The sequence below is a fragment of the Pseudomonadota bacterium genome (genome assembly GCA_039196715.1).
Classification (GTDB): domain Bacteria; phylum Pseudomonadota; class Gammaproteobacteria; order CALCKW01; family CALCKW01; genus CALCKW01.
Window position 1 is genome coordinate 17,029 of sequence record JBCCUP010000055.1, and the last position, 13,765, is coordinate 30,793.

The following is a 13,765-nucleotide window of genomic DNA, read 5'->3' on the forward strand; positions in this document are numbered from 1 at the left end:
ACGGGGGCGTCGCCGCGCAGGGTAGCAGTTTGTCTGCCGCCACACCGGGCAGACCGCGCCCTGGCGTCAGCGTCGCCGCGCCGCCACGACCTGACGCAACGCAATCGGCGCCACCAGGGCGCCGCCGATCAGGCCTGCGAGGTGGCCATCCCAGGACACCCCGTGTTGCCACGGGGCCACACCTGCAATGAAGGAGCTGCCGTACAGCGCCACCACCAGCACGGCCACGGCAAAGGACAGCAGTCGGCGTTCGATCAGGCCGGTGACGATCAGAAAACTGCCGAGCGCGAACACCAGCGTGCTCGCGCCGATGTGCACGGCCTCGCGGCCAAACAACCAGAGCAACACACCGCTGACGACCGCCAGCATGGCCACGACTTCCACGCTTCGGGCTTGCGAGCCCACGAGCAGAAAAAGCAGAAACGCCAGCGGCGTGGTGTTGGCCAGCAGGTGCTGCAGGCTGCCGTGCAGGAACGGCATGGCGACGATGCCGACCGCGCCACGCACCTGCCGTGGCACGAGGCCAAGCTGCTCCAGCGGCAGCACCTGATCGAGCAGAAACACGGCCCAGATCACGCCCACGAACGTGAGTACGCCCTTGAGTGCGGTCTGCAAAGTGTCGGATGACGTCCGCTGTCGAACCACGGGCATGACAATAGGGTTTCGCGCTGCGCTGCACCGCAGCGGTGTACGTCCGGAGTGGGCCACGGATGGTGATCAAAGTGCAACCCGTGCGGCCAACGCGGGCACCACGCTGTGTGTGTTTTGTAACCATCGACCGGGGATACGCCCCGTTCGGTGACCATTATAGCCGTACTGGTAAAAGTCTTTTGCGCCCCGCGAACAAGTTCGCATACTGCTAGACTGTCGGCGCGCGTCTGTCATGCCGTTCAGAATGGGGCGACACACGGGCCCGCGACTTCCTGCGTCCGCTAAGGCTGGCTCACACGCTTCATTTCACTGCCCGGTGCAAACTGAACTTGCAGCGGTCAGGGGCAAGCCCGATCCCTCTATGTACTCGGTTGATGATCTGTACGCGTTTGCGGCGTTGATCGAAACTGGCAGCGTGACCGCCGCCGCCAGCCACCTGCAGCTCAACCCCGCCACGGTCAGCCGCCGTCTGACCAAGCTGGAAAACCACCTCGGGGTACCGCTGTTCCTGCGCAACACGCGCAACTTCTCGGTGACCACCGAGGGCCAGGATTTCTACACGAATGTCGCCGAAGCCATCACGCTGTTGCGCGCGGCAGAGAACAACCTGATCGGCCAGTCCACAGCACCGTCGGGCAAGCTGCGTATCGCGCTGCCGTCCTGGGTGCTGCACCGCTTCGTGCAACCCCACCTGGCCGACTTTCTCGAAGAGCACCCGAACGTCCAACTGGACGTGCTGACCACCGACGACCCGATCAGCCTCATTGGCGAAGGGCGCGACATCGGCATTCGGATCGGCGAACTCGGCGACAGCAGCCTCAAGGCTCGTCGTCTGTACAACGACAGCACGGTGTTGTGCGCCTCACCGGACTACCTGAGCCGGCACGGCACACCCACTCGCGTCGACGATCTGAGTCAGCATGTGCTGCTGCTGCACCCTGGCGCGAACGTGGCACTGGACACCGGCGACGACCAGCCCACGCAGCGGATCGAGTGGCGCAACCGTCACTGGTTGAACACCGCAGAAGCGGCCCACGCGGCCGCGCTGAAGCACCTCGGTGTGGCACAACTCTACCGCGAGCAGATCAGTGACGACCTGACATCGGGTCGACTCGTCACCGTGTTGGGCGACAGCCTGCCGTCGACGCAGGCGCCGGTGTGGTTCATCCGCACCGACGGTCGACTCGGCACCCCGAAGGTCGACGCCTTTCGCAACTTCATCTTCAAGCAGTGCGCCGGCGACAACGCGAACGCCACGGCCTGACGGCCAGCTCCTCCGGGCCCGCTACCACTGCACGTGCAGCGCTTCGAGTCCGTGGAAGTGGTAGCTGTCACGCACAACCGGCACGCCGTCCAGTTGTAACCCGGGCAGGCGCCGGAACAGCTCGGAGAGCACGATCTCCAGCTCCATTTTTGCAAGCACCGCCCCGAGGCAGTGATGGATGCCAGCGCCAAGTGCCACATGGCCTGCGTCCGGTCGATCGGGGTCGAATCGATCGGGGCGCTCGAACCGCACCGGGTCCCGGTTTGCAGCACCGAGCAGCAAGCCGATTTCCTCGCCCTGCCGCACGCTGACCCCCGACGCCAGTTCCACGTCTTCCAGCGCATAGCGTGTAAACAGGTGCAGCGGCGTGCAGTGGCGCATCACCTCGTTCGCGGTCGCGCGCGTGCGCGCGGTGTCAGCGAACAAGACAGCGGTGTCGTGCCCCTCGCCGAGAAGGGTGTGCACGGCGTTACCTGTCAGGTGCACACTGGCTTCGTGCCCCGCGTTGAGCAACAACACCACCGTGGACACGATTTCCGCGTCGCTGAGCGCCGTACCGTCCGTGCGGACCGCGATCAAATGGCTCAGCAGATCGTCGCCCGGCTGCCGGCGTTTTGCAGCGATGCGCTCGTGAACGAAACGCGAGAACGCAGTCGCCGCCGCATTGGCTGCGCGGTCATCGTCCTCGGACTGCTGCAAGGTGTACACCTTGACCATGGCGTGCGACCAACGCAGCAGATCGGGCACGTGTTCGCCGGGTACACCGACCATGGCGGCGATGACCTCGGCCGGGACCGGCATGGCGAGGCTCGCTATGAGATCCGCCGACCCAGAAGGTGCCATGGCGTCCAGGCGACCGCGCACCAGTGCAACGATGTCATCGCGCATGCGTTCCACCCGCCGGCCAACAAAGGCCTTGGTGACCAGCGCACGCATGGCGGTATGGGCAGGCGGTTCGAGGTTCAGCAACGAGTGCGCCTCGACCGCATCGAACGCACACAGCCGCTGCGGCCGCGGTGCCCAACCGAGCTGTTCCCGGCTCAGCTTGTGGGTGATCTGGCGACCGAAACGCGCGTCTCGCAGCAACGCGTTGACGTCAGCAAAGCGCGCAAAACACCACATCCCGTACTGTTCCCAGAAGAACACCGGGTGATCCGCATGCCAGCGTGTGTAGTGCACGTAGGGCTGCCTGTAGAAGTCGGGGTGTCTGGGGTCGCAATCGACGCGTGCAGGCATGGCAGGGTTCGCTCTCGCGAAGTCGGCTGACCCACTTTACTGGCCACACGACCGGAAGAAAACACGGTTGGCCGCACGTTGGTGGTCACTGAGCTGCGTCGACGGTGCGCCAGTGGCTGTGCCCAAGGCTCAGGACAAAAGAGGCCCCCTCGCCGGGCGCGGCAACCGCGTGGACCGACCAGCCCAGCAGGTCGACAGCCTCCTTGACGATGTCGAGGCCAATCCCCGTGCCGTGCACATCGTCCTTTCCGACCAACCGCACGTAGGCCTCGAACACGTCCGCAGCCGCAGCGCTGTCAAAGCCTCGACCGTTGTCGCAAAACCGGATTTGCAAGCCCGTCTCAGTGTCCACACGGACTTGGTGCGTGACCCGAAGCGGCCGATCCGCCTGGCGGTACTTGATCGCATTGGAGAGAAAGTTGCGGTAGATCTGCATCATCAGGGTCTCATCACCCTGCACTTCCACCGCATCGCCTTCGTAGCTGACCAGCGCGCCGATCTCCTCGAGGTCGAACGCGTACTCGTCCTCGATGTTGCGCATGATATCCACTGGCCGAATCGGCTCGCCGCTGGAACGCATCGCCGTGGTGCGCGCAACTTCCACGATGTCCGTGACAAGGTTGCGACCCTGTTGCGCGGATTTCAGCAGTTCGTCGAGCGTCGAGCGCAAGGCCTCGGAGCCGGTGTCCGAAAACTCGCTGGCCACGAGTTCGGACAACTTGTGAATCCGGCGCAGCGGCGAGAGCAGATCGTGCGCCACCTGCTTCGCCGTGCTCTCGAAACGCTTGTTCGACCGGCGCAGCCGATCCTGTGCCGCGTGCAACTCGGTCACGTCGAACAGCGTGAAATAGCCCTCCAGGCAATCGAGCGTGGGGTGGCGCGTGACCCGCCCGGAGACTTCGACCTCCCGCACGTCGCCGCGGGCGGTGTTGGCGCGCCAGGGACGGCGTTCGACCCGCGTCCCCGACCAGACCTCACGCCAGATGTCCGTCGCGGCGAACTGCGAGAGGAAGGCGTTCTCCGCGACCGACACCTGGTTCACTTCAACGCTGTCGTCGATGGCCAGAAACTCGGTGCGCATGTCCTGGGTCGCGGCCACCAGCTGACCGCGCTCGCGGCACGACAGAGCGAAGACCGGGCTGTGTTCGTAGATGCTGCGGAAATGTTCGCGCTCACGTTGCAGCGCGTCTTCGTAGTAGCGGCGCGCGCGACTGAGTTGCGTGACGCTCGCGAGGCTGCTCTCCGACGCCTCGACCGCCGTGGTCACGACCAGAAAACAGCCCTCGCCCGGGTGCCAGCGGACGACAATTGTGTGAAAGCGGTGTTGCTCGAACTCGCCGAAGGTGATGTCCTGCAGCGTCAAGCGGCGTTCGGGGTCGTCTGCCAGCGCATCGAACTCGTCGTCGAGCCCGTTCAGCACCGTTGCGCCCTCGGCGAGCAAATCGCCGACGGTCAACCACCGGGCGAGCGCACCGCGCGTCGCCGTGACACGACCATCACGGCTGACCCAGGCCACGCCGACCACACCCAACTCGTCGGTGATCGCATCCAGGGACGGTTCGACCACCGAAATCACAGCTGGCTCCGCGCCACCACTGTCTCTGCAAACGCCGTAAAAGCCGCATCCAGACCCGCACCGGACAACGCGCTGCACGATGCAAGCATGTCCACGCGGCCGCGCAGGTCGTCAAGACTCTGCGCCGAGGGTTCGAACAGGTCGGTCTTGTTGACCAGGCACAGGCTGGGTCGCGCGGGGAAATGCACGGCAAAGTCGTCCGCCAGTCGCACCATGTGTTCCACCGTGTCAGGTCGCGACACGTCGCCGACCACGATCGCCCCCGTTGCTCCCTTGGCGTACACCGTGTCGAACACCTGTTCTCCGAAGTTGCCGTCAGTATCCCACACCAACATCGCCAGCTCGCCTTGCGAAGTGGAAACCGGAATCTCGTGCAGCTGCACGCCGATCGTGGACTTGTAATCCACATCGAAGGTGCCGAATTTGAGCCGGCGCGTGACCGAGGTCTTGCCCACCGCGGGCGCCCCGATCATGAGAATCTTTTTGGGGCGGAGGCTCACGCTCACGGTGCCGCGTCCGAGTCGGTGGAGAACACCACGCTGAGGTCGGCGTCCGTGTCAGATCGGAGCCGCGGCGCAGCGACCTCGAGCTGCACTGCCGCGGCCCCATCGCGCAACAACTGTGTGCGGATGTAGCGTGCCCGCGCCGTCGCCCAGGCCTGGTCATCGACTGACGTCGAACTTGCGATCGGTGTGATCGAGAGCAAGGCCGGCGTTTTCAACAGCCGCTCCACCAGACGCTTGAGGTCGCGTTGCGCCTGCTCCGGTTCGGCGAGGTCCACCCCCTCGGAAAACACCACACGGGTCTCCCGCGCCGCGTCGGCAAGGGCTTGCAGAGGCTCGGCAAAAACGCTGTCGATCCGGCTCAGGCGCTCGCGCATGGCGAGCACATCCGCCGGCAACCCGCTGTGGTCGGCGCCCCCGAGCTGGGCTTGCAGGCTGCCCACTGCCTGGCTCAGCGTCGCGTTCCGTTCGCGCAAGCGCGACACCGTCGCCTCGGCGCGCTCGAGGTCGGCATGGGCCGCAACCGAGCTCAGCACCAACTGGACCGGAACCGACCCCGCCACCGCACGCAGGTCGGCGCGCAGCCGATCGGCGTCGGTCGATGGCGGCACCAGACCGCGCACCACCAACACGCTGTTGTCGTGGTCGGCCGATACACGCACCGGGTAAGCGCGCAGTGCGCTGTCGGCATCGACCGTCGCCTGCACCTGCGCCGCGGTCCGGTCGAGCTGCCAGCGACCCAACGCCCCGCCGATCAACCAGCCAGCGCCCAGGAACAACACGCCGAGCAGCGCCCACTTGAGGTAGGGGTTCGCGGTGCGATCGGGCGCGCCTGCCTCGCGCGCCACCCGCAGGCTCAGCAGGGACGCCACCGCGGCGTCCAGACCGGCCTGATCGCTGTGCTCCTCACGCGAGACGATCTCGACGAAGCGGCGGTCGATCTCGGCCTGGGCATCGGCCGGCAACTGACCGATGAACTCGACCACGAGCAACTGGGCCGCGGACCGCCGAAACGCGATCTGCCGGCCGTTGAGGTCAACCCGTCGTAGCTCGTCCTCGGCCGAGGTGTACACCTCCTGAGCGAGGTTGGACAACGCAGCAAGCAGCCCGCTGATCAGGTTGGTGTCGGAGCGGTCCGGGACGTCGTCGGATTCGGCAACGCTGAGTGGCGTCCCGGCGCCGCGGTCGAGCAACATGGCACGCAAGACGCGAAACTCGCCGCTGCCGGCAAGGACGAATTTGGAGACCGGCTCGCCGGTGCGCCAGGCTTGCACACGCGCGCGCCACATCGCACCGGACGTCAGCGCGTTCATCCGTTCGTTGATGTCTTCGCTGAGCTTTGCGATCGCGTTGCGAACCGCCGCGGTCACCAGGCGGCCGGTGATCGGGTACAGCGCGTCGACCATCTCGTCGCGCGAGTTGACGATCTCTTTGCGGATGCTCGACACCACAAAGGGCGAGAGCGCGCGCGAGACCGCTGCGCTGTCGGTTTCACCGGCCTGCCGCAGCGCCTCGGGCAGGGCCTCGGCTGTCGCGTTCAGGAACGCACCCTGGTCGTCCGCGCGCGCTTGCAGCGCCTCGGCCATCTGGGTGAGCTCGGCCAGCTGGCTCTGGTTGTGCGCTGCGCTGTCGCGCGCCTCATCGAGTTGCTGGCGGAGGTCGTCGAGGTCGCGACGCTCTTCGCCAATCAGGATGTTGCGCAGCATCTCCATTTCGGGATTGCTGGGCGTCTCTGACTGTTTCATGTTTGATTCGATGCCCTGTTAACAGCCTCGAGGGCGGAAAAGCAGTGGTTGCTCAGGCACATTGACACCGCCGGCGGACACACGCGCCTCACCGCCGCGCTGCACCCGCGGTGCCGCCGACGGGTGCCGGGCTGCCTGCCGCACCGCCTCACGGCCGTCATCGATAGTGTAATCGATTCACACGGTTGTATTGTCCACCGTCGCACCCGCGCGGGCGCGTGGGTGCAGTGGCTCAGCGTGGCCGAAGGTAGTCGACGACGGTTTCCTGGCTCAGCAGGCTGTCAGCGCCGTCGGGCCCGCAGAGGTAGTGCATCAGGAACTTGCCGCCGATCATCTTGACCACGAGCTGGCGGCCGATGGTCTGCGCGTCGAGATCGTCGCGCACCTCCCCGGACTGTTGCCCGCGTGCGACCGTGTTGCGGATGGCCGCGTCGCGGTGCCGCCAGGCGTCGGCGATGCGTTGCCAGACCTCGCTGTCGCGGTCCGGGAAATCCACGAGCGCGCGGGATGAAAAGCAGGGCCGACAGTTCGCGGGATCGCTCGGCACGGCAAAGGCCACCAGCCCCTTGAGTGGATCACACGTGTCGTGCAGGTGCGTGTCGACGCGCATGCGCAACCCGGTGAGGTCTTTGTCGAGGCATTCGAGGAAGAGCGAGAGCTTGGAGCCGAACGCCGCGTAGACGCTGCCGGTTTGCATACCGGTCGCCGCGACCACGTCCTGAACGGAGGTGTCCTTGAACCCCTTCTCGTAAAACAGCAGCGCAGCCGAGTCGATCGCGGCCTCGCGATCGTACTGTATGGGCCGTCCCGCCCCCGTTACCTTTTGTGACTCAGAAGCCATGAATACTTGCGTTGTCCGTGCGCGCCCGGGCGCTACCGCTCATGTAGTATACCGCCTGATTTCCAATACTTTTACACTGACGCGTGCAACGGACAGACAAAGACGCTGTTGCGACACACCGTGCGCGTCCGCTAACGCGTTGTTTCGAGGAGAGGAGGCCCACCTATGACAGAACAGACAGGCATGCTGATTGGCAAGGGTGAGCACCCCGTCTACCTGAACCCGCGCTACGCCAACCGTCACGGGCTCATCGCCGGCGCAACCGGTACCGGCAAGACCGTCACCGTGCAGGTGCTCGCCGAGCAGTTTTCCCGTCTGGGCGTCCCGGTCTTCCTCACCGACGTCAAGGGCGACATGACCGGCATATCCCAGCCGGGCTCGCCCCACCCGAAGGTGAGCGAGCGCATCGAGACCATCGGCATCACCGATTTCGAGTTCAGCGGCAGCCCGACGGTGCTCTGGGACCTCTTCGGCGAGCAGGGCCACCCGATTCGCGCCACCGTCGCCGACATGGGCCCGACGCTCCTCGCCCGCTTGATGGACCTCAACGAAACGCAGGAGGGCGTGCTCGCGATCGCCTTCGAGTTTGCCGACGACGAAGGCATGCTCATGCTGGATTTCAAGGACTTGCGCGAAACCCTGCAGTACGTTGGCGAACACGCGAAGGAGTTCAAGAGCGAGTACGGCAACGTCAGCTCGGCCTCCGTCGGCGCCATCCAGCGCCGCTTGCTGATCCTCGAGCAGGAGGGCGCCGAGGCCTTCTTCGGCGAGCCCGCGCTGGACCTCTGGGACTTCATGCGCACCGATCACCGCGGCCGCGGCCACATCAACCTGTTGATTGCCAACCGGCTGATGACGAACCAGCGGCTGTACGCCACCTTCCTGCTGTGGTTGCTCAGCGAGCTGTTCGAGAACCTGCCCGAAGTGGGTGACCTCGACAAACCGCGCTTCGTGTTCTTCTTCGACGAGGCGCACCTGCTGTTCGACGACGCGCCGAAGGCGCTGCTCGAGAAGGTGGAGACGGTGGTACGCCTGATTCGCTCGAAAGGCGTCGGCATCTACTTCTGCACGCAGAACCCGCTCGACATCCCTGACAGCGTGCTCGGGCAACTCGGCAACCGCGTGCAGCACGCCTTGCGCGCGTTCACACCACGTGACCAGAAAGCCGTCCGCTCCGTGGCGCAAACGATGCGGGCAAACCCCGCGTTCGACACCACCGAGGCGATCACGCAGATGGGCGTCGGCGTCGCACTGGTGTCCACCCTCGAGGGCGATGGCGTCCCGAGCGTGACAGAGAAAACCCTGATCCGCCCGCCGTATTGCCAGTTTGGCCCCGCCAGCGAATCACAGTGCGCGGACCTCGTCCGACAGAGCCCGCTCGCCGGCCGCTACGATGCCGCCATCGACCGCGAGTCCGCCTTCGAGATCCTCGCCGAGCGCGCGGAACAGCGCCTGCGCGAAGCCGAGGCACAGGCCGCTCAGGAGGCCGAGGAGAAAGCCCGTCAACAGGCCGAGCGCGAGGCACGTCGCGGCCGCGGCAACCGCCAGAGCATCGGTGAGGCGATGGTCAAGAGCCTGGTTCGCTCGGTCAGCAGTTCGGTCGGTCGCACCCTCGGCCGCCAGATTCTGCGGGGCCTGCTCGGCGGCGTGATGCGCCGCTAGGCTGCGCCTGCTAGCGGCTGCGAAACCCTTCGGGCACGAGGTTGAAGCGGATGCCGACGTGAACGGTGTCGTCCACCTCGACGTCGTCCGAATCTTCCGTCATGCGGGTCGTGATCAACCGGTAGCCGATGAAACCGAGCGCGGTCGGCGTGATCTCGACTTCAAACCGCGCGTCGAGCTCGAACAGACGCTCGGCGTCGCCGAAGGTGGTCACGCTCGGGGCAAAGAAGCCCTCGGTGACAAACGCGGTCGGCGCGATGTTGGACGGGATGATGTAGGCGAGCCGGGCCCCCAGCGCGACCGCACTCATCTCGCGGCCGTCGTCCAGCCGCAGCCCGTAGAGCTTCATGCCGACGCCGAGTTGCCAAGGCTGCCCGAGTTCAGCCTGTTGGCCCAGTGAGATCAGCTCGGCCGACAGCAGCACGTCTTCACGGTGGTTGTAGAGACCGGACAAGCCGATGTCGACGCCGCCCTCGAGAAACCCGCGCGAGCCCAACAAGTAGGTGAATTCACCCGTCTCTTCGCTCAAACTCAACGCGACGCCCGCCGCGCGAGCACCGGGTGCCATCGCGAGGCTGATCAACAGAAGAATGGCGTATCTCATGGGCGCTCCATACCGGTGTTACCACACCGAGCCGCGTGCTGTCGGGGGCAACAGAACAGTCCTTCCCTGGAGCATAGTCCAGTTGGCCACGCACGCAGCCGCCAATGACCGCCGATAAGGCTGCGCCGAAAGACGGGCGTCGGGCCGCCCTGCAACGCTGGCTGGCGCAGTGTTACCCGCACGCCAGCACGCTGCGACCGGTCGCCGCCGACGCAGGGTCCCGACGCTATTTCCGCTTCGATACGGACAACGGCACGCGTGTCGCGGTGGATTCGCCGCCCGAGCGCGAAGACAACGCCACGTTCCTGTCGATCAGCGCCGAGCTGGCGGCTGCGCAGGTGCGCGTGCCCGCGCAGTTCGAGGCCGACCTCGTGCAGGGTTTTCTCGTCATGGAGGACTTCGGCGACACCCTGTTCGCGGCGCACACCGGTGGCCCGGACGCGAGCGCGTGGTACGCGCGCGCCGTCGACCTGCTGGTGTCACTGCACCGGCTGAACCCGGCCACACGCGTGCGCTACGACCGCACGCTGATCGCACGCGAGCTCGACCAGTTCCCACGCCACTACCTCGCGGCCTTCAACCACCGGCTGACACCGGCGGAGGCACGACAGTGGGCCGACCTCTGTGCCTGGCTCGCCGACGCGTTCGAGGACGGGCCAGCGGTGTGGACCCACCGCGATTTTCACTGTCGAAACCTTTTGGTACTTGAGGACCAAACGCTCGGCGTCATCGACTACCAGGGCGCGCTGTCAGCACCGCCGGGATACGACCTCGCCTCGCTGCTGCGCGACTGCTACGTCGGGCTCCCCGAGACCGTGTTCGAGCACGCGCTGGCGCACTACGCCGACACCCAGGGCACCGACCTCGAGCGGCTGCGACTGGGCGTCGACCGGCTCGGATTGCAACGCCACCTGAAGTGCCTCGGGGCCTTCGTCCGCTTCGCACGGGAGCTCGACAAGCCCCAATTCCTGCCCGCGTTGCCGCTGACCGAGCGCTACGTGCGCGACGTCGCGGCCCGGTATCCGGCGGCACACTGGCTCGGTGAGCTGCTCGACCGCCACCCGGCGAGCGCCCTGGCATGACAGAAGCCGTGTTGCTCGCCGCCGGATTGGGCTCCAGAGCGCGTCCCTTGACGGCTCGGTGCCCCAAGCCGGTGTTGAGAATCGGCCATGAAAGCGTGCTCGAGCGACACCTGAAGCGACTCTCAGACAGCGGTTATACGCGCACTTTGGTCACATGTAGTTACCATTCTTCGACCCTTCGCCTGCTCGCCCCGGCGCGCAGCCGCACGCGCATGCGGGTCGAGTTCAGCCACGAAGGGCCTGTGCCACTGGAGACCGCCGGCGGGCTGCGCCGGCTGCTGCCCCGCCTGTCCGGCGCACCGTTCACGCTCGTCAACGGCGACGTGTGGACGGACGCCGCACTCGACGCGTTGCACTCCCCACCACACGCCGGCATGCACCTGCTCCTGGTGCCGAACCCACCGCACAACCCCGCCGGTGATTTTTGCCTGTCCGACAACGGCACTGTGAGCCTGCCGCGCGCCGGCCAGGCCACCCTGACCTACGCCGGCATCGCCCGGATCGACCCGCGCTTCGTCGACACCGCGCCGGACACACCCCGCCTGGCGGACGTCTTCCGGTCGCTGATCGACAGCGGCAGCCTGACCGGCCAACGCACCGACAGCGCGTGGTTCGACGTGGGGACCGTGGCGGCGTTCGAGTCGCTCAACACCCACGTGGCACGACCGCAGACGCGGTAATTCGGTCAGTAAATGTATAAAAATAAACTTTAGTTGATAATTTGTTCCGCACAAGAATAGGATAATTTATCAACCACGCCAGAGCCCCGTTTCAGGGTTCCCTGTGTAAGATTTCCACACCGATATATGTGGCTAACACAGGAACAACCATGTCAGAGCGTGAAACAGGCAGCGTCAAGTGGTTTGACAATGCAAAGGGCTACGGCTTCATCATGCGCGAGAGCGGAGAGGATGTATTCGTGCATTATCGTGCTATTTCAGGCGACGGCTACCGCTCTCTCAAAGAGGGTCAGCAAGTCGAGTACACCCTGCAACAAGGCGACAAGGGCTACCAGGCCGCCGACGTCAACCCGCTCTGAATTCCACCGCTCGCCGGGCGACGACGCGGCCGCAGTTTTTGGTACATTCATACCAAAAATAGGACTTTTCGCCCTCACCCCCTCCCTTCACAGCCCATTTCATACGTATACGTCCGGTAAAGTGCATTGTCCGGCCGCACGAGGTGTGGCAGGGTGCGCTGCCCGCCCTCGCCACCGGAGACCCCCCACGTGAGCGTCACGATCCTTGGCACCGGACTCGCCGGCTACACCACCGCGCGTGAGATCCGAAAGCTGGATGCCGACCTCCCGATCACCCTGATCACCGCGGACGACGGCCACAACTACTCCAAACCGATGCTCAGCAACGGCTTTGCGAAAGGCAAGACCGCCGAGGGTCTGAAGCAGCAGTCGGCAGATCAGATGGCCGACGCGCTCGGCGCGACGGTGCTGACCGAAACCCGCGTGACGGCGATCGACACCGCGACCCGCAGGCTGACCACCGACACCGGCGAGCACCCCTATGACAGCCTTGTGTTGGCCACGGGCGCGCAGCAGATCCGCCTGCCACTCGAGGGCGACGGCGCGGACGACGTGGTCAGCGTCAACACGCTCTGGGAATACGCCACCTTTCGCGATCGGCTCGACGGCAAATCCACGGTGGCCGTGATGGGCCCGGGCTTGATCGGCTGCGAGTTTGCCAACGACCTGTGCGCGGGCGGTCTGAGCTGCCACGTGATCGGGCCGGACGCCTACCCGCTCGAGCGCCTCATGCCCGCGCCCGCTGGCCACGCACTCCAACAGGCACTGACATCACTCGGCACGCACTTCCACCTTGGCACGGTCGTCAGCGCGGTCAACAGGCACGGCGACGGCTTCAGGCTGGCGCTGAGCAACGGCGAGCACGTCGATGCCGACATCGTGCTCTCGGCCGCCGGTCTCGTCCCGGACACGGCGCTGGCCCGCGCAGCCGGCCTCGACACCGCACGCGGCATCGTCGTCGACCGCTGCCTGAGAACCAGCGACCCGCATGTCTACGCCCTGGGGGATTGCATCGAGATCGAAGGCCTCTTGATGCCCTACGTGATGCCGATCATGTACATGGCTCGGGCGCTCGCCTCGGCGGTGACAGGCAACCCGGCGCCGGTCTCCCTGCCGGCCATGCCGGTGGCGGTCAAAACCCCGGTGCACCCGATCGTCGTGTCGCCACCCGCGCCGGATGCCGTGGGGCACTGGCATTGCGAGACGCAGGAGGACGGCGGCGTCAAGGCACGCTTCGAATCCGAGGACGGCACCCTGCTCGGCATCGCGCTGACCGGGGCGATGGCGGTCAGGCAGAAAGTGGCGTTGCAACGCGAGCTGCCGCCGGTCCTCGCCTAGCGGCGCGCAACGCCTCCGCCCGCCACATTCGTCCAGAGGCGGGCCCCACGTCTTGCTGACGCAACGACGCGACTCCCACAAGCGTCGGCGTGCTGTCTCAGAACGTGGGAGCGTCGTCGTCGCGGTAGCGACACGGCGCGAAGAACAGTGTCACCGGACTCAATGCCCACCGCCTTCGTCGCGCAGTGACACGGGGCCGACGGGCGCTCAGCCCGCGCCGGTCG

General features: G+C 65.8%; 13 protein-coding genes. 6 read left to right on the top strand and 7 right to left on the bottom strand.

Translation table 11 applies throughout. From position 1 onward, the window contains the following. Window positions 1-66 precede the first annotated feature (66 nt). Complete coding sequence (locus tag AAGA11_16460) at window positions 67-651, bottom strand: rhomboid family intramembrane serine protease (protein ID MEM9604460.1); 585 nt, start codon at window positions 649-651, stop codon at window positions 67-69. A gap of 361 nt (window positions 652-1,012) precedes the next feature. Between AAGA11_16460 and AAGA11_16465 the strand changes: the two genes are divergently transcribed. Further along, entirely contained in the window at window positions 1,013-1,915 is a 903-nt protein-coding gene (locus AAGA11_16465; protein ID MEM9604461.1) for a LysR family transcriptional regulator, read from the top strand. 21 nt (window positions 1,916-1,936) lie between these two features. Here AAGA11_16465 and AAGA11_16470 read toward each other — a convergent pair whose 3' ends face one another. From AAGA11_16470 to AAGA11_16490, 5 genes are all read right to left on the bottom strand, one after another. Then, entirely contained in the window at window positions 1,937-3,151 is a 1,215-nt protein-coding gene (locus AAGA11_16470; GenBank protein ID MEM9604462.1) for a cytochrome P450, read from the bottom strand. Window positions 3,152-3,236: 85 nt separating this feature from the next. Further along, window positions 3,237-4,727 carry a HAMP domain-containing sensor histidine kinase gene (locus AAGA11_16475; GenBank protein ID MEM9604463.1) on the bottom strand — a complete coding sequence of 497 codons (1,491 nt, stop codon included), beginning with the start codon at window positions 4,725-4,727 and terminating at the stop codon, window positions 3,237-3,239. After that, window positions 4,724-5,233 (bottom strand): ADP-ribosylation factor-like protein, encoded by a 510-nt coding sequence (locus tag AAGA11_16480; protein MEM9604464.1) that lies wholly within the window; start codon window positions 5,231-5,233, stop codon window positions 4,724-4,726. Before AAGA11_16480 ends, AAGA11_16475 begins: the two co-directional genes overlap by 4 nt. Continuing rightward, window positions 5,230-6,975 carry a hypothetical protein gene (locus tag AAGA11_16485; protein ID MEM9604465.1) on the bottom strand — a complete coding sequence of 582 codons (1,746 nt, stop codon included), beginning with the start codon at window positions 6,973-6,975 and terminating at the stop codon, window positions 5,230-5,232. The genes AAGA11_16480 and AAGA11_16485 overlap by 4 nt, the downstream gene beginning before the upstream one ends. A 232-nt stretch (window positions 6,976-7,207) precedes the next feature. Then, complete coding sequence (locus tag AAGA11_16490; protein ID MEM9604466.1) at window positions 7,208-7,816, bottom strand: TetR/AcrR family transcriptional regulator; 609 nt, start codon at window positions 7,814-7,816, stop codon at window positions 7,208-7,210. A gap of 165 nt (window positions 7,817-7,981) precedes the next feature. On the opposite strand from AAGA11_16490, the gene AAGA11_16495 reads away from it, so the two are divergent. Then, on the top strand, window positions 7,982-9,478 hold the full coding sequence (locus tag AAGA11_16495) for a helicase HerA-like domain-containing protein (GenBank protein MEM9604467.1): 1,497 nt from the start codon (window positions 7,982-7,984) through the stop codon (window positions 9,476-9,478). Window positions 9,479-9,488: 10 nt separating this feature from the next. Here AAGA11_16495 and AAGA11_16500 read toward each other — a convergent pair whose 3' ends face one another. Then, complete coding sequence (locus tag AAGA11_16500) at window positions 9,489-10,082, bottom strand: YfaZ family outer membrane protein (GenBank protein MEM9604468.1); 594 nt, start codon at window positions 10,080-10,082, stop codon at window positions 9,489-9,491. A 104-nt stretch (window positions 10,083-10,186) separates the two neighbouring features. On the opposite strand from AAGA11_16500, the gene AAGA11_16505 reads away from it, so the two are divergent. From AAGA11_16505 to AAGA11_16520, 4 genes are all read left to right on the top strand, one after another. After that, complete coding sequence (locus AAGA11_16505) at window positions 10,187-11,164, top strand: phosphotransferase (protein MEM9604469.1); 978 nt, start codon at window positions 10,187-10,189, stop codon at window positions 11,162-11,164. Next, a complete protein-coding gene (locus tag AAGA11_16510; GenBank protein ID MEM9604470.1) occupies window positions 11,161-11,844 on the top strand; it encodes a sugar phosphate nucleotidyltransferase in 684 nt (227 codons plus the stop codon). The genes AAGA11_16505 and AAGA11_16510 overlap by 4 nt, the downstream gene beginning before the upstream one ends. A 149-nt stretch (window positions 11,845-11,993) precedes the next feature. Then, window positions 11,994-12,203, top strand: coding sequence for a cold shock domain-containing protein (locus AAGA11_16515; GenBank protein ID MEM9604471.1), 210 nt, complete (start codon window positions 11,994-11,996; stop codon window positions 12,201-12,203). Window positions 12,204-12,392: 189 nt separating this feature from the next. Next, window positions 12,393-13,541, top strand: a complete 1,149-nt coding sequence (locus AAGA11_16520; GenBank protein ID MEM9604472.1) for an FAD-dependent oxidoreductase — start codon at window positions 12,393-12,395, stop codon at window positions 13,539-13,541. The last annotated feature ends 224 nt before the right edge of the window (window positions 13,542-13,765 follow it).

What these genes read in the sequence shown, in the direction of transcription:
- AAGA11_16460 (MEM9604460.1), bottom strand. Translation starts at nt 651, where the DNA reads ATGCCCGTGGTTCGACAGCGGACGTCATCCGACACTTTGCAGACCGCA.
- AAGA11_16465 (MEM9604461.1), top strand. Translation starts at nt 1,013, where the DNA reads ATGTACTCGGTTGATGATCTGTACGCGTTTGCGGCGTTGATCGAAACT.
- AAGA11_16470 (MEM9604462.1), bottom strand. Translation starts at nt 3,151, where the DNA reads ATGCCTGCACGCGTCGATTGCGACCCCAGACACCCCGACTTCTACAGG.
- AAGA11_16485 (MEM9604465.1), bottom strand. Translation starts at nt 6,975, where the DNA reads ATGAAACAGTCAGAGACGCCCAGCAATCCCGAAATGGAGATGCTGCGC.
- AAGA11_16490 (MEM9604466.1), bottom strand. Translation starts at nt 7,816, where the DNA reads ATGGCTTCTGAGTCACAAAAGGTAACGGGGGCGGGACGGCCCATACAG.
- AAGA11_16495 (MEM9604467.1), top strand. Translation starts at nt 7,982, where the DNA reads ATGACAGAACAGACAGGCATGCTGATTGGCAAGGGTGAGCACCCCGTC.
- AAGA11_16500 (MEM9604468.1), bottom strand. Translation starts at nt 10,082, where the DNA reads ATGAGATACGCCATTCTTCTGTTGATCAGCCTCGCGATGGCACCCGGT.
- AAGA11_16505 (MEM9604469.1), top strand. Translation starts at nt 10,187, where the DNA reads ATGACCGCCGATAAGGCTGCGCCGAAAGACGGGCGTCGGGCCGCCCTG.
- AAGA11_16510 (MEM9604470.1), top strand. Translation starts at nt 11,161, where the DNA reads ATGACAGAAGCCGTGTTGCTCGCCGCCGGATTGGGCTCCAGAGCGCGT.
- AAGA11_16515 (MEM9604471.1), top strand. Translation starts at nt 11,994, where the DNA reads ATGTCAGAGCGTGAAACAGGCAGCGTCAAGTGGTTTGACAATGCAAAG.